Genomic DNA, 20227 nt, shown 5'->3' with positions numbered 1-20227 from the left:
AGTTCTTCAAACTATAGAAATATATTTTTTATGATGAATTTTCGCTCTATCTTTACTTTACAAAGTTTTTCAATTATCATTTCCGATGAAAAATACCAAAACAGATGAGATTCCATATAATACAGTTCCACTTTTGGCCTGGGATTTTCATTTTGAATATATAAAGGAACTAAAAGCAATTTTTGCTGATTTGAAAAAAGTAAATAAGATTTCAAATCGGTTTAAATGGAATGATAAAAACCTGGAAATTAAAAACCGTATTTTAGACGAAGTAATTCTGGTCACAGACGTAAATTTGAAAATCGTTTTTGCCTCCAATGGAATCAAGAAAATGACGGGCTATACAGAAAGCGAAATCCTTGGGAAAACCCCAAAGATGTTTCAGGGGCCAAAAACCTCTGAAATTGCCTTAAAAGAGATCAGAACCGCTATTCAATCACAAGTTCCGTTTGAAAAAACTCTTGAGAACTATAAAAAAGATGGTAAAATCTATAAATGCAAAATTAATAGCGTGCCCATTTTTAATTTAAAAGGAGAGTTGTCCCATTTTATTGCTTTTGAAAGCGAAGACAAAAGTGCTTGAGAGTATTTGCCACAAAGGCACTAAGACACTAAGAAAATTATTTCCTTATCATAAAGCAAAAACCGCCTTTTGGGCGGTTTTTCAATATAAAAATTTGTGTCTTAGTGTCTTTGTGGCAAATCCTTACAGATTCTCAAAGAAATCATTTCCTTTATCATCCGTAATAATAAAGGCAGGGAAATCTTTAACGGTGATTTTACGAACAGCTTCCATTCCTAACTCTTCAAAGTCAACAATTTCAACTTTTAAAATATTATCCTGAGCCAAAATCGCCGCCGGACCTCCAATAGAACCTAAATAGAATCCGCCGTATTTATGACAGGCATCAGTAACTTGTTTGGTACGGTTTCCTTTTGCCAGCATAATCATACTTCCGCCATGTTTCTGGAATTCATCCACATAAACGTCCATACGTCCTGCCGTTGTTGGTCCAAAACTTCCTGAAGCCATTCCTTCCGGAGTTTTTGCCGGACCGGCGTAATAAACAGGATGATTTTTAAAGTATTCTGGCATTGGTTGACCCGCTTCCAGCATTTCCATAATTTTTGCGTGAGCAATATCACGGGCAACAATTACAGTTCCGTTTAATTTTAAACGCGTTTTGATTGGATATTGAGATAATTTTGCCAGCATATCAGCCATTGGCATATTCAAATCAATTTCAACCGGAGCTTCCAAATGTGGCGCTGTTTCTGGTAAAAATTGTTTTGGATTTACTTCTAATTGTTCAACGTAAATTCCATCTTTTGTGATTTTTCCTTTGATATTTCTATCAGCAGAACAGGAAACTCCCAATCCAACCGGACAAGAAGCAGCATGACGAGGCAAACGAATTACGCGAACATCATGTGTGAAATATTTTCCTCCAAATTGAGCACCAATTGCACTTTCCTGACAAATTTGCTGCACTTTTTGTTCCCACTCATGATCACGAAAAGCCTGACCAGCCATATTTCCTGTAGTTGGCAAATTGTCGTAATAACCAGCTGATGCTTTTTTAACAGCACTTAAGTTTGCTTCAGCAGAAGTTCCGCCAATAACTAAAGCCAAGTGATAAGGAGGACAAGCCGAAGTTCCTAAATCCTTAATTTTGGTACGAATAAAGGCATCTAAAGATTTTTCGTTTAAAAGTGATTTGGTCTGTTGATATAAATACGTTTTATTAGCAGATCCGCCACCTTTTGCCATGAATAAAAATTCGTATGAATTTCCTTTTTTAGCATAAATATCAATTTGCGCCGGAAGATTCGAGCCTGAATTTTTTTCTTCAAACATCGAAATCGGAACAATTTGAGAATAACGTAAGTTACGTTTTTGGTAGGTATTGAAAATTCCACGGCTCAACCATTCTGCATCATCAACACCAGTAAAAATGCTTTCTCCTTTTTTTGCCATTACAATTGCTGTTCCGGTATCCTGACAACTTGGTAATTGCCCTTCGGCAGCAACTGAAGCATTTTGAAGTAAATTGTAAGCTACAAAACGATCATTATCTGTAGCTTCAGGATCGTCAAGAATTTTTCTTAATTTTTGGAGGTGGCTCGTTCTCAACATAAACGAAACATCTGTTAAAGCTTCTTCAGCCAATAATTCTAATCCTTTTGGATCAACAGTTAGAACTTCACGTTCTCCAAATTTTTCAACTTTTACAAAATCAGAAGTAATTTTGCGGTATTGTGTATCATCCTTTAAAATAGGATAAGGGTCCTGGTATATAAAATCAATCATTTCTTTGTTTTTGACAAAGTTAAAAATTATTTACCTAAGAAAGAATTTGAATAAGAACACTTTTTTTGAAATTAATCCTGTTTGTAAAACTCATTAAGACTCATTTTCTTTTCAAAATAAGGTTTGTCTTTTGGCGAAAGCAATTTCTTTTTCCAACGATTTGCTGATAGTGAAAATGAAGTAGAATCAGAATATGTTAAAATTCCGGAATCTTCTGAGTCATCATCTGCGGGTTCAAATGACACGTTTTTGCAATAAAAAATGTTAAGATCATTCTTTGATTCAAGACTTAAAAATTCTGTCCAGTTTCCCCAACCACTGTCCGACATGGACTGCCATTGATGAACAAGCTGTAAATCGTCGTTTTTTAAATAATAAAGATAATTTTCAAATGTATAGCCACAGGCAGGATATCCGAAGTCAATTTTTATAAAAGACGAGTTGTTTTGAGATGAATTTGGAAAACCGTAGGAGCCACTCCATTCTGATCCTTTTTCATATCCCTTAATGACTATTTTTTCAGAGATTATTTTCTTATTATTTTGATAAAAATCAAGTCTGAATTTTGACTCAATTATACTGTCCTTATCTGGTTTTTGTTCTATAAGATGAATGAGAATATGAGTGATTTCTGCATTTTTATCTTTAGAGAGAATAATCGTATCTGTTCGCAAAGCATTTTCTTTTACAGAGACTGTTCCTGTTTTAATTTTTGAGGATATACTTGCGATTTGCGGCGCAGGTTGTGGTTTTTGGCAACTAATTAAAACAAATAAGATAAAAAAGGCAGGTATTTTCATGGCTATAAATTGATATGTCTATTGTACTGATATAACCGATAGTTTGTTTTTCTTATAAAGTTCTGATAATGAGATTTTTTCTCCATTGAAATAAAAAAGCCCATTTTCAAATTTAATTTCTGGGTTAATCAGAAAAAAGTAATTATCACGATCATTTAAAACGCTCAGATTTTCGAAATTTAATTCTATAATTTCAACATATTTTATAATGTTGAGTTTTAAGGCTTCTTCAATGTTTATTGGATTTTCATCGTATCTTAAACAATATTTATCGCCGCCGCCCGGCATTCCAAACCAGGGTATTGCTTTTGCAGAAACTAATTCAATATAATCAGGAAATTGATCAAAAATAAAGTACTTCTTTTCATAACTTTCAAAAAATTCAGGTAAAGATTTCTTTTCAAAAGGCTCGTCGTCCAACCAAAAAAATACGCCTTGATTCTGCCATGAAGGATCATATTGATCTTTTTTTGTATTGATATCTGAATAATGCATGTACAAGTCGCGCGGCAAAAAAGTCAGGATTGAGTCGTTGATGAGCCAATCGATTTTATTCGTATCGAATTCTTTTGCTACAGGTTCTTCCAGCGGCTCCTCAACAAGTTTTTCTTCTTCGACAAGTTGAATTTTATCTTCAGAAACAACCTCTGCTATAATTTCAGTTTCCTTTTTTTTGGTAAAAAATCTTTTGAACATATTATTTTAGTCTGTTTTATGTAATTATAATCTCTCAATTCTTATTTTTAAAAAAACCAGCTAGCTACAAAAATTGCTGTAATTACGCAAATTACATCAACTAAAAGCATAGTTCCTAAAGCATAACGGGTGTTTTTTATATTAACCGAACCAAAGTACACTGCAATTACATAAAAAGTACTTTCCGCACTGCATTGAAAAATACTACTCAATCTTCCGGTTAAAGAATCGGCGCCAAAAGTATTCATCGAATCAATCAAAAATCCTCTTGACCCGGCAGAACTAAATGGTCTAAGCATCGCAACTGGCAACGCGTCTGTGATTTGTTTGTTAACTCCCAAATTCGAGAAAATAAAGGCAATTCCATCACTGATAATTTCAAATAAACCACTGTTTCTAAATAACGATATAGCGACTAACATTCCTAAAACATAAGGAAAAATAGTAACTCCCGTTTTAACGCCATTATTTGCTCCTACTACGAACGATTCAAAAACGGTAGTATTTGCGTCGGTGAACTTCTTTTCATTTATGAAGGAGAAAATCAAAGTAGCAAGAACTATCACCATTAAAATCAATGCAGACAGATTCGTTGTAAAATAATTTTTCCCTATCAAATCTAAATGGTTTACATACATCAATAAGCCAACAATAGCAGCTATTAATACCATCAAACCAATAACAAGAGAAGCACTTTTGAAATTGATTTTTTGTTTGATTCCGACAATTAAGAAAGCGGCAATTGTACCAATAAACGAAGTAATAATACAAGGAAGCATAACATCTGCAGGATTGCTTGCACCTGCAGCCGCTCGATAACCAATAATAGAAGTTGCTATTAAAGTCAAGCCTGAAGCATGCAGACACATAAACATGATCTGAGCATCACTCGCTCTGTCCTTGTCTGGATTTATTTCTTGTAAACTTTCCATTGCTTTAAGACCAAACGGAGTCGCAGCCGAATCTAATCCTAAGAAATTGGCAGCAAAATTTAAAGTCATATAAGAAATCGAAGGGTGATTTTTTGGAATACTCGGAAACACTTTTACAAAAACCGGGCTCAATACTTTAGCTAATTTTCCGGATACTCCTGAAATGATTAAAAGCTCCATCAATCCGCAGAAAAATGCCAAATAGGCCATTAATGGCAAAATTAAATCAAGCAAAGTAGTTTTACAGGTTGGTAATAAGCCATCAGATTTTTGAACACCGCTGAAAATTTTTACCGTTTTATTTTTATAAACGTAAGTTGTGTCAGCATTAAGTGTGTCACGATTGATGATCATAGTTTGATCCGGCGCTTTTTTGATACTGTCTTTGATAAAGGCAGGAAGTTGTTCAGCGTATTTTTCTGATATAAGAATAGGGTCGTCTTTTTTACCATTCAATACGTAATCAATGGTATAAGTGTTTGCAGTAAACAAACTGAATATAACAAAGATAATCGACGAAATAAAAATAGTTAACCAAAATCTACTTAATACCATAGCGCTGTTTTTTTTGTAAATGTAATTATTTAGCAATAAAACGCACAAAGATTTTAGTATTGAAATGGGAAGAATTTATTGGAAATGATATTCTTTTAGTGAAAATTCAATTTATTCAATAACAATTTTCGTCTGCAGATAATTTTCAAAAGCCTTAATACCTTCAAACAGAATGCCTTTTTTATGACTTTCGGTTTCATTAAAAAATTGCGTTTCTATTTTGGCGTGATCTTTTGCAAAGGTTCTTTTCCAGGTTCCAATGACTTTACTGTTCTCAAGAATAATGGGTTTAAAAATTCCGTTGTTAGTAAAAGTTTTGGATTGATGTTCTGGCAAAATAGAAGCTTCTCTTGTTTTATATGAAATTAAAATTTCATCAAAAGCCGGAAGAAAATGTACGCTTTCGCGGAAGTTGTTTCCATCAGAAGTATCAGTTTTAAACCAATATATTTGATCATTAATTTCAACAGAATTTAATTGCAACTTAATTGCATTAAATGCATTTTTACAAATTGTTGGCGGAAAACCAGACCACCACGAAAAGTCAATAAGTGTAGCAGGGCCGTGACTTTCCAGATATCTGAGAGCTAATTTAGCAAGCGCTTCTTCTTTGGTAAATTTTGATTTTGGTTTGGTAACGCGCTCTTGGAGTAAAGCATAAGTGATTTGTTTTCCTTTCATTCTTCCATTGCAAACCAAACCATCCAATTCGGCATTCATCATAATCGCCGCACTTAAAAAATCATCAGAAGAAGTCTTTTTGATGTCGAGTTCGCGCATAATTTCTTCACGCGTTAAATGATTATTTCCCGCTAATAATTTTTCGATTTTGGAATTGGTCTGATCCAATTTTTTCGCATCATACCCATATTTTTTGCCAGCCGATGCTGTAAATCTTTTTACTTGCGGAGCTGAAACATCCAACATCCAATAAATATCATCTGGGGAAACAAAATGCCAGGTTGGTCGAAGAATATGAGTTCGGATGATTTGTGCCGAATTTATAGCTTCTTCTATTTCTTTTTCGGTAGCATCACATCGGGAACCAATCGCCCATTTAGCCATTGAATAATCCTGAGCCTGCATGGCGCCTAAATGTTTTACAATTTCCTGAGGAGTAATTTGACTTGTTTTGTATAACTTTTGTGAAACAAGACGATGATGTGAAATTTCCTGATATGTCATTTTTCTAAACCATTTAAATTCGAAGAGATGAAAACTTTGAACCTTTGAGCCTTTGCCACTTTGTACCTCGATTAAACATGAATAATTTCATCATCAATCAACAAATCTTCCCTACGCAAGCGAAGGAAAATCTGTGCAACCGCAATCGTATCTTTTTCGCAATACGTTATAATTCGGTCAATATCTTTCTCGACATAAAAAACGTGGGCAACCTGACTTCCGTCGATATCGCCTTTTGGAGAAGGAACTCCCAGGATTTTAGTCAATAATTTTAAAGACGTGAAATGTTTATAATCGCCAAACTTCCATAATTCTAAAGTATCTAAATGCGGAATTTCCCAAGGCTTTTTTCCGAAAAGATTCAGTTTATCCGGAATGGCAATTTGATTGATTATCATTCGTCTGGCAATAAACGGAATATCGAATTCCTTAGCATTATGTCCGCATAAAAGATGATAGGGCTGATTAAAATGATTGTTCAACAGATTATTGAAATCCTTCAAAATCTTCTTTTCATCTCCAAAAAAAGAAGTAACCCTAAAATTCCGAACATCGCCTTTGATCGTAAAGTATCCAACCGAAATACAGATGATTTTTCCGAATTCTGCCCAAATTCCGGCGCGATCGTAAAATTCTTCCGGAGTAAAATCGTCTTTACGCTGATATTGTGTTTTATGATCCCAAAGCGATTGCATTTCCGCATCGAGCGAATTGAAATTCTCTTCTTCCGGAACAGTTTCTATATCGAGAAATAAAATGTTGTTGAGGTTTATTTTTTCAATCATTATTTTGGGACTACTTAGATATTAGATTATAAGACTTCTTAGATTTATAAAAGTACAAAAATCGACATATACATAAGAATTAACTTATGTTTTTAAAACAAACTCTGCTGTGTACTTGGATTTTCATGTTCCAAAAGCCACTTTTTTCGTGACAAACCTCCGGCGTAACCCGTTAAAGATCCATTTGTGCCAATAACGCGATGACAGGGAACTACAATCCAAAGCGGATTTTTGCCATTGGCCGATGCAACCGCACGAATTGCTTTTATATCGCCCAATTTTTTGGTTTGATCCATGTAACTTATGGTTTTTCCGTACGGAATTTCTAATAAAGCTTTCCAAACTTTTTGCTGAAACTCGGTTCCTTTCGGATTTAGTTTCAAATCAAAATCAGTTCTTTTTCCTTCGAAATATTCTCCAAGTTGTAAAACAGCCTCTTTTAAAACCTCCGGAATTTCTTTTGAAACTTCGTTTGTGCCAACATCCGAAACGGAGATTACAGCAATACCGTTTTCATCTCCAATGATTTTGGTGATTCCTAAAGGCGAATTGATATAAGCTGTTTCCATAATTTTTTTTAACCGCAAAGACGCTAGGGTTTACGCAAAGTTCGCAATTTTTTATGATTATGTCGCAAAGCTTCATGAAGTTGATTAAATGAACTTATATCATTTAATATTCGTCCAATTTGAATTGGTATTTTAAAATTCTTTCAATTTTTTCGCTTGAAATAATCTTTTTAATATTCGATTTTTCTGAGCTGAATTTAGGTAAAATCAGGTTTTGCTCTTCTGCTTTTTGAGTGTAGTAATTTTCTCTTGATGGATGAAAGGGCGCTACGGCATTGAAAACTTCATTCCATTTTGATTGAAGAATTATTTCTTCGATGATTTCGATACAATCCTTTTGATGAATTACATTCACGGGCGCGTCCGGGTTTTCGAGATTTTCTTTTCCGGCTAAAAATTTAACGGGATGACGATCTTCACCAATTAATCCGCCAAAACGTAGAATTGTAGTTTCGAAATTTTGGTTTTTTTGGAGAATTGCTTCGGCTAAAAGCAATTGTTTGCCACTTTCCGTTTCCGGATTTGGTTTCGTTTCTTCTGTAATCAAATCATTTTGATCTCCATAAACAGAAGTTGAACTCACAAAAAGTACTTTTTTGATCGTTGATTGCGCTATAAACGGAATTAAGGTCTCGATTTTATTGACAAAAATTTTGCGTGAAGAATCCGTATTTGCTCGTAATTTGGGTGGAATATCAATAATAAGAATTTCGCTTTCGGCTAAAAAATCAATTATAGCTTCTGAAACACTTTCGCTTTCAAGCGTAACTAAAAACGGATTTACTCCGGCGTCCTTCAGAATAGAAAGTTTGTTTTCAGAAGTTGTAGATCCGTTGACCGAATTCCCTTTTTCGATTAATTTTTTCGCCAAAGGCAAACCCAGCCAGCCACAGCCTAGAATACTTATTTTTTGCATTGTTTTTTATAGGTTCAGAGTTTCAGAGAGGCAAAGGTACAAAGGTTAAAAGAAAACTTATGAAATCTTTTTCTTTGCGACTCTGCGACTTTGCGCGATTAAATCCAACGTATTACAAATCCAGAAAAAAGCAAATTTTGTCTTTTCCTTTTGCGCCCATCCGATGGTAGAATTTTATAGCTCTTTCATTGAATTGAGGCGTTCGCCATTGCATGTTAACGCAGTTTTTAGCTTTTCCTATCTCTTTTAATTTATTAATTAGCACTTCTCCGATACCGAAATTTCTGGCTTCTTCTTCTAAAAACAGACAATCCATATAAATGAAATCTCCGGCACTCCAGGTGGAATAAGTGAAATTATAAGAGGCATAACCTACAATGTCATTATTAGTTGCAACAACTAAGCAAAATAATTTAGGGTTTTCACTAAATAAAGCTTCTTTTAAACCTTCTTGTTTTCCTTTCGGATCATAATCGGCTTTTTCAAATTCAGTATGTTTTTGACATAAAATGACCAATTTTGGCAAATCGGCTATTTCGCAATTTCTTATTGTATATTCCATTGCAGGTTGATTTCGGTTTGTAAAAAGGTTATAAAATGATGAAAATAGGCTGGATATTCCTGATTGTCCCGAATGGCTATAAAATGCTTTCTTTTTAAGCCATTTTTTCCAATTTTGATAGCTTTTATCGGATTGTTTTTTAAATGAGGTAACAACGCCCATTTTGCCATCGACATAACGCCCATATCAGCTTTAACCATTTCAAGAGAAGCTTCCGTCAATGGTAAAGCGGTAATTTTTTTTGGAGTTACTTTGGCTGGAGCCAAAATGAACTGATGAATCGTAACGGTTTCCATCGGAAGGGAATGAATCAAAAGATGTTCGTTGACAAAATCTTCGGCAACAACGTATTTTTTATTCGCCCAGGCGTGATTTTCAGAAACAGCCATTACAACTTCATCCTGAAAAAGCTCCAGATATTTGATGTTATTATCATTTATCTGATCGCTGATAATCGCGATATCAATCGTATTATCCAGCAATTTTTGAAGCGGAATATGAGTCGCTTCAGTAACAATTTTCAATTCAACATTTGGATAAAGCAAATGAAATTGTTTCATTACGGATGGAAGCCAGTGATAACTCGAGAAACATTCGGTACTAATTCTAATTTCACCATATTCACCAAAAACCATTTGTTTGATCTGAGTTTGGGTTTGCGAAAGTTTATCAAGAATTTCATTAGCAAGCTCGTAGATTTTCTCTCCGGCTTTGGTCAAAACTAACTTTTTGTTTGTTCTCAGAAAAATGGCAGTTCCCAATTGATATTCAGCTTCTTTGAGTTGATGGCTCAAAGCCGATTGTGTCAGATGAAGTTTATCGATCGCTTTGGTGATGCTTCCTTCTTCGACAATTGCTTTTATCAATCGTAAGTGACGTATTTCCATTTTTTTGAGAATTTATACAAAGAAACAAAATTTTAGAACGGCTTTTTCATGAAAAAAAGTAATCAATTGGATGAATTCTTTTCGTTTTTATGCCATAGAATGTTGGACTACTTTTGAAAACAAAATCATAAAAACTGAAAAAATGGAAGCACAAATTAAACATTATGAAAACAAACTAGCGTTCGAAATGGACTCTTCTGATTTGTTTGATGCCTTGAATAACGGCGAAAAAGTAGTTGCTATCGACGCCCGAAAAGCATTTGGTTTTGAAGCTGAACATATTCCGACAGCAATTAATATTCCACATCGTGAAATGACGGCTGAAAGTACCCAACATTTAGATAAAGCCATTTTGTATGTAACATATTGTGACGGAATTGGCTGTAATGCTTCGACAAAAGGCGCATTGAATATGACAAAGCTTGGTTTTAAAGTAAAAGAATTAATTGGAGGAATAGAGTGGTGGAAGTTTGACGGATATGCCACCGAAGGGACAAACGGAGTAAAGGCTGGATTGAAAATCGAATGTGCCTGTTGATTTTCTAGGTACAAAGGTTTTTTAATAAAGGAACAAAGGTTCAGAGTTGCAAAGGTTCAAAGGCTTCCAATATTTTCTAAAAAATAAAAAGCACTATGAAAACAGTGCTTTTTTAACCTTTGTATCTTTGTACCTCTGTATCTTTGAACCTGATTTTAAGATTCAATCAAAGCTTTTAATGCTTGAAGAATTGGATTTTCTTCGCCTTGTGGCTCTTCTTGTATAGCGCCCGGACGATTATCTTCCTGAATAATTTCAAGTTTAGTTTTCTGATTTTCTTCAGATAAAATATAACTCATAATGAAATAATTCTCTGGTTTATCTTCTAATTCCGGTCTCGGAAAAAAGAGAGAATACTTGATTTTCTGATTTGGAACAATTTCTAAAACGGTTCCCCATTGTTCAAAAACCTGGCCTTCCCATTCATTTCTGAATCTGATTTCATTACCAACTTTCCAGTCTGTAATTAAATCACTCCCATATTGCCATTGTTTGACTAATTCGGGTTGTGTTAAGGTATTCCATACTTTATCGACTGGGGCATTAAGTATTATTGTAGAAATATTTGTTGCCATTTTTATTCAATTTTAACGTTGTTTTTCTCTGCAATTTTTTTGAATAAATCTTCTTTGTTTTCGGATTTCATTTTTTGATAAATGGCTCCAAGAAGCTGTTCGGAATCTTTTACATATTCTGATTTTTCATTGGTGTAGATGATGTGCGCCATGAAAATGTTGTCGAGCGCCTTTTCGTCATCATTCAGCACAAAATAATTTTTTCCGGCACCAAAGTAACCTTCAGCATTATTTGGCTGGAATTTGATTAATTTCTCATAATATTCAATAGCTGTTTTAAAATCAGATTTTAAAGTATAAATAACTCCAATATTCATTAATGCCAAATCACCTTCAGGAAAAATATCAAGCGATTTTTTATAATATTTTATCGCATTGTCAAAATCATTCAATTGTCTGTAACAAACAGCGATGTCATCAAGGGCGAGTACAAAATTAGGATCTTCTTTCAGCGAAAGCTGTAAACCTTCAATAGCCAGTTTATAATTGCTAGCTTTCATGAAATCTTTTGCAATGATATAAGAGTTCTGCGCTTTTTCATTCTTTGAATCTGCGTAAAAAATAGCGGTTTTGTCCTCAGGTTCCTGAGGTAATAATTTCGGACATTTTTTAATGACAGCATCACTTACCTTTTGAATCATGCTTTTAATTCCATCAACTGTATTAATCGATTCCCTAACTTTTGGGTCTTTATCTGTCAATATAGTTTCAGACATTGTACTGGTTAGACAATCTCTAAAAATAGTTTCTGTAATTCCTGAACTTTTACTTAAACAATCACACGCTTTTATAGCTATTTTTTCTTCTATAGCTTGTGCATAAATAGTCGGAAAGCTTGCAAATGCTATAAAAATCAGGATTTTATTCTTCATATGAATGTTTAATTTTATAAACTATTATTTTGTTGCGGCTTAACGACTGGTTTTAAACTGTCTTTCGCAACAGTCAAACTATCCTGGATTGGTGCAGCTTCGATTGTTGGTACTGGCGCCGTATATCTTTTTATTTTTTGTTGAATTAAAACTGCATCGTTTAAAACAAAAGGTGTCGGCATCATCCAGTCCTCTCTGGGCTTTACTTTGAATAGCGGATTCGTCATCAAATCAAAAGAGCTTTCAATTAAATCCATATCAAAAATAGATGATTTATTGATGTAGAATTCCATTACAAGAGGTTCATTACGTACAACATAATAACATAAAATCTTCATACCCTCTCTTTCTAAGCGATTCCCTTTTTGGTCAGAAGTTGAAACTCCATTGGCTTTAAAATTAAAGAAAGTCATTTTAGGATGGGCAAAAATATCGTAACGATTTACTTTTCGATTAGGTGTAATTTGAATTTTGATATAGCGATTGTTGCCCACAACACTGTCTTTTAAGAAAGAGATAGTTGGTTTAGGAACATCAACAACTGGTGCAATGGCACTATAGGTAAATCCTGAATTGTATTTGCTGGTAAGTGGCAGTGCATTTAAACCAACTGCTTTTTGATTTTTCTCTCCCAAATACGTTTTTGTCCAATCATCCAGGTTTACATCGTAAGTTGTCCAAACAGCCGAATTTGTATTGGCATTGTAAACATATAATAAACTGTTAGATTTTGCTTTTCCATGTTCGTAACCAGAATTGTAACCTGCGTAAACAAAAAAGCCAATCGAAACAAGAAAAAAGAATGCGGCCCATGCCCCTTTTCTAATAAAATCTCCGAAAATTGGAAGTAATAGTCCGAAAAGTAAAACAGTAAGTACGGCACTTCCAAAAAGAATTTTCAAACCTAAACCAATAGGAAACATTACAATAAATGGTGCAACAATTATTAAGGCAGGAAGTGTAAAAATTAAATTTAAACCTAAGCTGTAATGTTGTGTAATAACAAAAATTCCAAATAAGAAGATTCCAAAATAAACCGGAATAATTAAAAATCCTGCGCCAGTTAAACTATTGGCTAAAAATAAATTGATAACAATCCATAGCAGCAATGGTGCTACAAAATGATTCATCGTGATTTTAGTTTCTGAGAAATGGTTGTAAAAAGCGAAGCAAATTGAGATGCTCAAAGTAACAAATGCTCCAATATAGGCGTGACCATTGTAGGTAAAGCCGTTAAGTAAATCGGAATACTGCGGATAGATCTGCAAAACAATTTTCCATCCTAAAAATGTTACCAAGCCAGCAATGATCAAAGCACCCAAAAACGGAACAAAACCTTTGAAAATCTCTCTGAACGAGATTAATCGTTTTGCTTTTCCAATAAAAATAAAAATAATTAGTAAACCTAAAGCAATTATTGTCATTGGGAAAACCCAGGTAAACGGATAGCTTATAAAAGAGAATGGAACGCTAAAATAAACATCGTCTGCAGTTGAATTTGTAGCATTTAAGTCAATGTTTGAAAAGTATTTTAACAAAGGCATCAAATAAGTTCCCTGATGTGCCAGTGTCATTTTGTTTAAATGATAAATATCGTCTTGTTGAGTATGATAATTATAGTGCCCGTCTATAAAGGCAAAATTAAATCCCTGAATGTTTCCTTGTTCTCTAAAAACAGTTAAATCAGTGTCATTTGGAAGCATTTTGTAAATGCTGTACATCAATGAATTTGAAACCGGATATTTGGTTTTTGCATTCGAAAATTCTTTTACAAGAGCTTCATTCCCTTTGTTGGTTTCCATCAGCATATAACTTGGTCCGGAAGATCCTCTGGCTTCAAAATTAATAACCAGACCAACATCTTTAGCCCATGGATGTTTGTTCACAAATAACGCAGCACCGTTTAATCCTAATTCTTCAGCATCTGAAAAAAGAATTATAATATCGTTTTTTTGTGGTTGTTTAGAGTACATAAAAGCACGAATTCCTTCCAGAATGGTGGCTACTCCCGAAGCATCATCACTTGCTCCTTTTGAAAATGAATGTGGCGCGCTGTCATAGTGGGATAGCAATAAAAGTGCTTTGGAGTTATTGGTCCCTTTTATACGGGCCAGAATGTTTTTAGATTTTACTAAAAGCCCCTTATCGTTTAGTGTAAATCCTTCCTGAACAGAAGTTTCTAAACCAATTCGGTTTAATTCAAGTTTAAGATAGTTTGCTACTAATTCGTGATTAGTTGATCCCACATAATGTGGTTTTTGAGCAATAATTTCGACTTGGTTCAATGCCCTTTCGGTCGAAAATTCAGCTAGAGCTTCCTCTTCTTTCGAAATCCATTGGGGCATCATGGTAGCGTAGATTATACCAAGAATTGCTAAAATGCAGACTACGGCAAGAATTGAGGTGGGGTTTTTTTTCATGATGAATACTACTAAATTTCTTTTTTAACAAGCATAAAATAATCATTGTCCAGAGATCTGTATCCCTGATCATACAGGAAATAGTAGGTATTGCCTGTTTTGGTGTGCAAGATATTGGTAAAGAAATCAAAATCAAAACCTTTATTAATCATTTTATCCCTCGTTGCTTTTGATTTTCCTTCCGTATTTAGCTCGACCAAAATACGGTAATTTTTTCGTAATTTGTTGTTTACATTTCGCATGAAATTAGTGCTGTCTTTATTTATTTTGTTGTTGTAGGCATTTCTGCAGCTATCTGAACAAAACTTTTTGTCTTCGCGCCCAACAATTTTTTCAGAGCATTCGAGGCAGGTTTTCATTGTTCAATTTTTTTAATTTCGTATAAATCGTGTCGTCTGTCTTTTAATATTCGTACGCTCCCATGTTCATGAAGCTGTTTTAACAGGTTCAAATCAACATCAACAATAAGTGTCATTTCTGTATTTGGAGTTGCTTCGGCTTTAATTCCATTACTCGGAAAAGCAAAATCAGAAGGCGTAAAAACAGATGCCTGAGCGTACTGAATATCCATATTGTTTACTTTTGGTAGATTACCAACACAACCGGCAATAGCAACATAACATTCGTTTTCTATTGCACGTGCCTGCGAACAATGTTTTACACGAGTGTATGCGTTTTGAGTATCGGTTAAAAAAGGAACAAATAATATATTCATGCCTTCGTTGGCCATAATTCTTGAAAGCTCAGGGAATTCAACATCGTAACAAATCAAAATTCCAATTTTTCCACAATCGGTATCGAAGGTTTGAAAATGGGATCCGCCTTTCATTCCCCAATGCTGTACTTCATTTGGCGTTACGTGAATTTTGGTATACATCTCTGAAGTTCCGTCTCTTTTGCATAAAAAACCAACATTATACAAGTTCCCATTGTCTAAATAAGGCATACTTCCGGTAATGATATTGATGTTATATGAAATGGCAAATTCCTGAAAGCGTTTTCTAATTGGGTCAGAATAGCGCGCAAGCTCCCGAATGGCTTCGGCCTCAGATAAATGATTGTAATCTGCCATCAGGGGAGCGATGAAGAGTTCAGGAAATAAGGCAAAATCGGCGCCATAACCAGAAACGACATCTATAAAAAATTCTGATTGCTCGAAAAACTCTTCTATATTGTTCAATTGACGCATTTGCCACTGAATTAGTCCAAGTCGAATAACACTTTTTTCAAGATTGATCAGTTTTGGACTTTCATCGTAATAAACATTATTCCATTCTAAAAGAACCGCAAATTCTTTTGATTCTTCGTCACCTTCCAAATAATTTTTGATGATTCTTAAAACGTGAAAGTCATTGCTTAATTGAAAAGAGAGAACAGGATCATGTAATTCTTTATGCTTTACCTTGTCAATATACGTTTTAGGAGTCAGCTTTTTAGAATGCTGTGCGTAATTAGGAATTCTTCCTGCAAAAACTATGGCTTTTAAATTTAATTGTTCGCAAAGCTCTTTACGGGCATCATATAAACGACGCCCTAAACGCAAGCCACGATAATGAGGGTGTATAAAAACGTCAATACCATATAAAATTTCGCCATTTGGATTATGGGTTGAAAAAGTATAGTCTCCTATGATTTGTTTGTAGTTATGTCTTTTGTCAACTAGTTTTTCATCAAGAATTAGCGATAATGCAGATCCTACAACAATTCCGTCTACTAAGATAACCAATTGACCTTCAGGAAATATGGAAAGTAACTTTTTAATATCTTTTGATTCCCAGTATGAATTTGCCATTTCCGGATACGATTCAACCATCGAATTTTTCAATTGCTTGTAATCATCTAATTCCAGATTTCGTAGTTCTACTTTGTTGATTTTTGCCTGCATATAAGTAAGATTTATCTCAAATGTAGTGAAATATTTCCATTTACAAACGCTTACAAATAGTTACAACCGAAAGTAAATAGTTGCTAACCGATTAATTTTTGAAAGCTGTCTCATCTTTGCACTGTTGAATTTGATAAGCGAATTCAATTTTATAAGAACATTTAAATAGTATAAGCCATGAATGCAATGAAAAACAGAGTACAATTAATTGGTAACGTAGGGAACGACCCTGAAATTAAAACATTAGAAAACGGAAAAAAATTAGCGCAATTAACGATCGCAACACATGATTATTATAAAAATGACAAAGGTGAAAAAATAGAACAAACAGATTGGCATCGTGTTACAGCCTGGGGTAAAGTCGCAGAAATTATTGAAAAATTTGTAGTAAAAGGAAAAGAAGTCGCTATTGAAGGAAAGTTAACCCACAGAAGTTATGACGACAAAAACGGGGAGAAGAAGTATATAACCGAAGTTGTTGTAAATGAAATATTGCTGCTAAGTAAGTAAACGTTTTATAAGTTTAACTTAACCCGATTGCTTTGTATAAGGTAATCGGGTTTTTATTTAGTACAATTTTTATAAAACAGAAGCTCCATTTATATCCGTTGTTAGTATTTCGCTCATATAGTCAAAAAAAGGTCTCATGTTTTTGAAGGTTTCTAAAGCTTGTTCTAAAAAATTTGGACTTAAAACTTCATCATCAGTAAAACGTTTAATAACTAGAAACTGTTTGTAACGAAGCAAATCAATAGCTTCATGATTTACATCAAAACCTTTCGGTGCTGTTTTAAGTTGTTCGCCTTGTAAAGTCCCAAAAGTGTTGACAAAAGATTTTGAATTCAATATTTTTTTCATCGATTCAGGATCATGTCCAAATTCGCTTCTTATGCGTTTTAAATCTGCGGCATTAGGTCCCCAAAATCCACCAGCAAGAAAACTGTTTCCTTTTTCTAAATGAAAATAATAACCGCCGCGTCTTGCTGCTGTTGCTCTGGTGTAACTTCCTCCCCAAAAAGTTTTAAAAGGAGTTTTATCTTTAGAAAAACGAATATCACGATAAATTCGATAAACACTTTTTTTCCCCGAAGCTGTTTCGAGAACATCGGTTTTGGAAAGCTCCTGAAGCAAACCTCCTGCAAAATTTTCAATATGGTTTAGCTCGTTTAAATAAGCGGACTTATTTTCTTCAAACCAGGGTTTATTATTATTGCTTTTAAGTTGAAACAAAAAATCAAGACTGGACTTAGGTATCGTAATTTGGTTTTCCATAAATTAAATATTGAGACTTTTTAAATTAAAGCCGACTGCAATTTAAACAAAAAACCCACCAAATTTCTCGGTGGGTTTTGAATATATTTTTTAAGCCGTCTTTTTGAATAAATCAAACATAGGACAACGCGAACAGCGTTTCTTTTCGCTCTTTTTGTATTTTTCACAACAAGAAGATTTACAGTTTTCTAACTTCTTAATGTTCTCAAGGATAGCTTTATTCTTCTTTTTCTTTTTATCCTTTTTTTTGTCCTTGTCTTTTTCTTTCTTGCTCAATTTTCCTCTGTATTATAAAACAGAGGCAAATATAAAAGAAATTTGTTATTTTTAAATATTCTAAATAAACTTTAACTTTTTTATTTTGGATTGATTGCAATTGAGCTGGTAACTGTTAACTGTTGAATATCACGATCAAACAAGTAAAGTCCGCCTTTGTCATCACCAATTAAGTTAATTTTATCTAAGATTGATTTAGCTGTAGCTTCTTCTTCGATTTGTTCAGATACATACCATTGTAAGAAATTATGTGTTGCATAATCTTTTTCTTCAAAAGTAATGTGAACCAATTCGTTAATAGATTCTGAAACAAAAATTTCATGGCTATAAAGCGCTTCAAACATTTCTTTAAATGTAGAATAACTTGTTTTTGGTGCTTTTAGATCTGTAATTGTTGCATGTCCGCCACGCTCGTTAACATATTTAACCAGTTTTAGCATGTGCGCGCGCTCTTCGTCTGACTGTGTGTACATAAATTGAGCAATTCCCTCTAATCCGTGTACTTCAGCCCAACAAGCCATAGAAAGGTAGGTTTGCGAAGATTCTGCCTCTATGCGTATTTGCTTGTTCAAAGCTGATTCAATATTTTTCTTTAGCATAATATGTGTCTTTTTTGTAAAGTTAAAAAAAATAATCCATTCCGGTTTTTCGAAAGTATGAAACGAAAGACATTTGGATTAATTCTCAATAAATTTAAGGCCTTTTCTGAAAAGGTTTTTTGAAAGACGACGGAGTATTTAACTGATCTAGAAATGGATCATCTGCATTAAATCCATCTTTGAATTTACGCATTATAAATTGCTTTGAATCCGTATCATAATAGCTGAGAATATAAAAATCTTTATATTTTAAAATGTTATCCAGAGCTATCTGTTTATTCAGACTCATAAAATAATATATATTATCAATGGCTAAAGGTTCGAGTTGTTGTTGTTTTAAAACGGCGTAATTAGAATCTAACGCACTTTCAAAATAGACAGTTTCTGTATGAATGTAGCCTGAAAATGAATAAGGATCATAGTAGGATTGTATTATGCCATCTGCATCAAAAGCAAAATTGTTATAAGGATCATAGCTGGAAAAAAGTAAACGGTTATTTTGGTTTTGTATAGTAGGAGTTCCTCCCAATGTGATCAAAGTATTTAGGTTATTTTTAAAAACAGATAAACCTATATCCAGATAAGAAAGATGATTCAGGAATTTTTTTGTTGTTTTGAGCTCTTTAGCTTTTTCGTCATCTCGCTGTATTAATAATGGAGATGTTTTAAAATCAATAGTGTCATTCTTTGAAATATGAAAGCTTTTTAGCGTTTCATTGGAGTTATAATCCTTGATATCAAGGAAAAATTCTTCATCACTAGCGATGGTTTGATACAATTTATTATCCTGAAAAAACGAATTACTTCTTTTTTTGGGTTTCTGAATAGAAGATTGAGGAAAGTTTTTTTCTTTAATCTCTTCCGTTTCAAGATTGATATCAAATACCTGAGTTTTTTTTGGATTATGATCCAGAGTTAAAACAAAGCGGTTTGGAAAGATGTATAATTTACTTTTTGCAGTGCTTTTAAATAAAGGATTATATTCATCTGTATCAATTTGTTCAATTTTATTTTCCCTGATGATGTGATTGAAAGTTAGAAGTTTTGTGTTTTTATCCTGAAATGTGAAAGCTGAAAAATCAAATATTTTTTGTTTTACGGTGCCATTTTCAAAAGTATAAAGAACAAGCGTTTGATCTTCTAAATCTTTAACAAGCAAATTAAATGAATTTTCTAACTGAAATTGCGATACAATATATTGCTTCTCTGAAGTAAATACGAAGTTTACGCTTTTGGAGGTTTTGTTTCCAAAAAAATATTTAATAGCTATTATATTTCCATAATTTTTTGTTGACCAATAGAGCGTAGGCAATCCGTCTGCACTAAAACTATATCCAACCAAAGACTTATCGTCCATGTCTTTGAGAGGTCCTTTATATTGATCTGCCAGGAATAGAGAACTGTTGTATTTTAAAATAGATATATTCTCACTATCGTTGGCAAAAACAAAAACTTCGTGAGTTTGCTTGTTTTCGGCAGTCAAAATCTGCTCTGCTCCGTATGATTTTTTTAAATCTAACGAATAGGAATTCATTATTGTTTGACTGAACAAGAATGAGTTAGAGAATAGAAGAAATAAGAGTACAATTTTT

The 20227-nt window shown here is 33.7% G+C and carries 22 protein-coding genes; 3 read left to right on the top strand and 19 right to left on the bottom strand.

The genetic code is table 11. The features are described 5' to 3' along the window. Positions 1 to 85: 85 nt before the first annotated feature. Positions 86 to 583, top strand: coding sequence for a PAS domain-containing protein (locus AC1RRN_RS18345; protein ID WP_492968697.1), 498 nt, complete (start codon positions 86 to 88; stop codon positions 581 to 583). Positions 584 to 706: 123 nt separating this feature from the next. Here the strand turns inward: AC1RRN_RS18345 and AC1RRN_RS18340 are convergent, their stop codons facing one another. The 10 genes from AC1RRN_RS18340 to AC1RRN_RS18295 all read right to left on the bottom strand — a co-directional run bounded on the left by AC1RRN_RS18340 (position 707) and on the right by AC1RRN_RS18295 (position 10198). Continuing rightward, positions 707 to 2311 carry a fumarate hydratase gene (locus tag AC1RRN_RS18340; RefSeq protein ID WP_492968696.1) on the bottom strand — a complete coding sequence of 535 codons (1605 nt, stop codon included), beginning with the start codon at positions 2309 to 2311 and terminating at the stop codon, positions 707 to 709. A 71-nt stretch (positions 2312 to 2382) separates the two neighbouring features. Continuing rightward, positions 2383 to 3111: a hypothetical protein gene (locus tag AC1RRN_RS18335; RefSeq protein WP_492968695.1), complete on the bottom strand. Its 729-nt coding sequence runs from the start codon at positions 3109 to 3111 to the stop codon at positions 2383 to 2385. Between the two features lie 18 nt (positions 3112 to 3129). After that, positions 3130 to 3807 carry a glycohydrolase toxin TNT-related protein gene (locus AC1RRN_RS18330; RefSeq protein WP_492968694.1) on the bottom strand — a complete coding sequence of 226 codons (678 nt, stop codon included), beginning with the start codon at positions 3805 to 3807 and terminating at the stop codon, positions 3130 to 3132. Positions 3808 to 3854: 47 nt separating this feature from the next. Further along, entirely contained in the window at positions 3855 to 5294 is a 1440-nt protein-coding gene (locus AC1RRN_RS18325; protein ID WP_492968693.1) for a nucleoside recognition domain-containing protein, read from the bottom strand. A 111-nt stretch (positions 5295 to 5405) separates the two neighbouring features. After that, entirely contained in the window at positions 5406 to 6479 is a 1074-nt protein-coding gene (locus AC1RRN_RS18320) for a winged helix DNA-binding domain-containing protein (RefSeq protein WP_492968692.1), read from the bottom strand. Between the two features lie 71 nt (positions 6480 to 6550). Continuing rightward, positions 6551 to 7264 (bottom strand): 3'-5' exonuclease, encoded by a 714-nt coding sequence (locus AC1RRN_RS18315; RefSeq protein WP_492968691.1) that lies wholly within the window; start codon positions 7262 to 7264, stop codon positions 6551 to 6553. A gap of 92 nt (positions 7265 to 7356) precedes the next feature. Beyond that, the gene (locus AC1RRN_RS18310; protein WP_492968690.1) at positions 7357 to 7833 is read right to left on the bottom strand and encodes a methylated-DNA--[protein]-cysteine S-methyltransferase; all 477 of its coding nucleotides are present in this window, start codon (positions 7831 to 7833) and stop codon (positions 7357 to 7359) included. 103 nt (positions 7834 to 7936) lie between these two features. Continuing rightward, positions 7937 to 8749, bottom strand: a complete 813-nt coding sequence (locus AC1RRN_RS18305; protein ID WP_492968689.1) for an NAD-dependent epimerase/dehydratase family protein — start codon at positions 8747 to 8749, stop codon at positions 7937 to 7939. A 112-nt stretch (positions 8750 to 8861) separates the two neighbouring features. Then, a complete protein-coding gene (locus AC1RRN_RS18300; RefSeq protein ID WP_492968688.1) occupies positions 8862 to 9311 on the bottom strand; it encodes a GNAT family N-acetyltransferase in 450 nt (149 codons plus the stop codon). Continuing rightward, a complete protein-coding gene (locus AC1RRN_RS18295) occupies positions 9296 to 10198 on the bottom strand; it encodes a LysR family transcriptional regulator (protein ID WP_492968687.1) in 903 nt (300 codons plus the stop codon). The genes AC1RRN_RS18300 and AC1RRN_RS18295 overlap by 16 nt, the downstream gene beginning before the upstream one ends. Before the next feature lie 142 nt (positions 10199 to 10340). Here AC1RRN_RS18295 and AC1RRN_RS18290 point away from each other — a divergent pair, with 142 nt between their 5' ends. Continuing rightward, entirely contained in the window at positions 10341 to 10736 is a 396-nt protein-coding gene (locus AC1RRN_RS18290; protein ID WP_492968686.1) for a rhodanese-like domain-containing protein, read from the top strand. A gap of 155 nt (positions 10737 to 10891) precedes the next feature. Here the strand turns inward: AC1RRN_RS18290 and AC1RRN_RS18285 are convergent, their stop codons facing one another. From AC1RRN_RS18285 to AC1RRN_RS18265, 5 genes are read right to left on the bottom strand one after another with little or no spacing between them, the layout of a single operon-like run. Then, positions 10892 to 11311, bottom strand: coding sequence for an SRPBCC family protein (locus AC1RRN_RS18285; protein ID WP_492968685.1), 420 nt, complete (start codon positions 11309 to 11311; stop codon positions 10892 to 10894). Between the two features lie 2 nt (positions 11312 to 11313). Then, on the bottom strand, positions 11314 to 12183 hold the full coding sequence (locus tag AC1RRN_RS18280; RefSeq protein WP_492968684.1) for a tetratricopeptide repeat protein: 870 nt from the start codon (positions 12181 to 12183) through the stop codon (positions 11314 to 11316). Between the two features lie 14 nt (positions 12184 to 12197). Then, positions 12198 to 14603 (bottom strand): M28 family peptidase, encoded by a 2406-nt coding sequence (locus AC1RRN_RS18275; RefSeq protein WP_492968682.1) that lies wholly within the window; start codon positions 14601 to 14603, stop codon positions 12198 to 12200. Between the two features lie 11 nt (positions 14604 to 14614). Beyond that, positions 14615 to 14962 (bottom strand): hypothetical protein, encoded by a 348-nt coding sequence (locus AC1RRN_RS18270; RefSeq protein WP_492968680.1) that lies wholly within the window; start codon positions 14960 to 14962, stop codon positions 14615 to 14617. Then, entirely contained in the window at positions 14959 to 16488 is a 1530-nt protein-coding gene (locus AC1RRN_RS18265) for a GNAT family N-acetyltransferase (protein WP_492968679.1), read from the bottom strand. Before AC1RRN_RS18265 ends, AC1RRN_RS18270 begins: the two co-directional genes overlap by 4 nt. Before the next feature lie 177 nt (positions 16489 to 16665). On the opposite strand from AC1RRN_RS18265, the gene AC1RRN_RS18260 reads away from it, so the two are divergent. Further along, the gene (locus AC1RRN_RS18260) at positions 16666 to 16998 is read left to right on the top strand and encodes a single-stranded DNA-binding protein (RefSeq protein ID WP_192186644.1); all 333 of its coding nucleotides are present in this window, start codon (positions 16666 to 16668) and stop codon (positions 16996 to 16998) included. 69 nt (positions 16999 to 17067) lie between these two features. Here AC1RRN_RS18260 and AC1RRN_RS18255 read toward each other — a convergent pair whose 3' ends face one another. The 4 genes from AC1RRN_RS18255 to AC1RRN_RS18240 all read right to left on the bottom strand — a co-directional run bounded on the left by AC1RRN_RS18255 (position 17068) and on the right by AC1RRN_RS18240 (position 20169). After that, on the bottom strand, positions 17068 to 17760 hold the full coding sequence (locus AC1RRN_RS18255) for a DUF2461 domain-containing protein (RefSeq protein ID WP_492968678.1): 693 nt from the start codon (positions 17758 to 17760) through the stop codon (positions 17068 to 17070). Positions 17761 to 17850: 90 nt separating this feature from the next. Further along, a complete protein-coding gene (locus AC1RRN_RS18250) occupies positions 17851 to 18036 on the bottom strand; it encodes a hypothetical protein (protein ID WP_026984196.1) in 186 nt (61 codons plus the stop codon). 80 nt (positions 18037 to 18116) lie between these two features. Next, the gene (locus AC1RRN_RS18245; RefSeq protein ID WP_026984195.1) at positions 18117 to 18635 is read right to left on the bottom strand and encodes a ferritin; all 519 of its coding nucleotides are present in this window, start codon (positions 18633 to 18635) and stop codon (positions 18117 to 18119) included. Between the two features lie 94 nt (positions 18636 to 18729). Beyond that, entirely contained in the window at positions 18730 to 20169 is a 1440-nt protein-coding gene (locus AC1RRN_RS18240; protein WP_492968677.1) for a hypothetical protein, read from the bottom strand. Positions 20170 to 20227 lie beyond the last annotated feature (58 nt).

It is taken from the genome of Flavobacterium sp. GW821-FHT11G01 (genome assembly GCF_058808175.1).
Note: the sequence above shows the minus strand (reverse complement) of the source record. Positions and strands in the feature narration are given on the sequence as shown.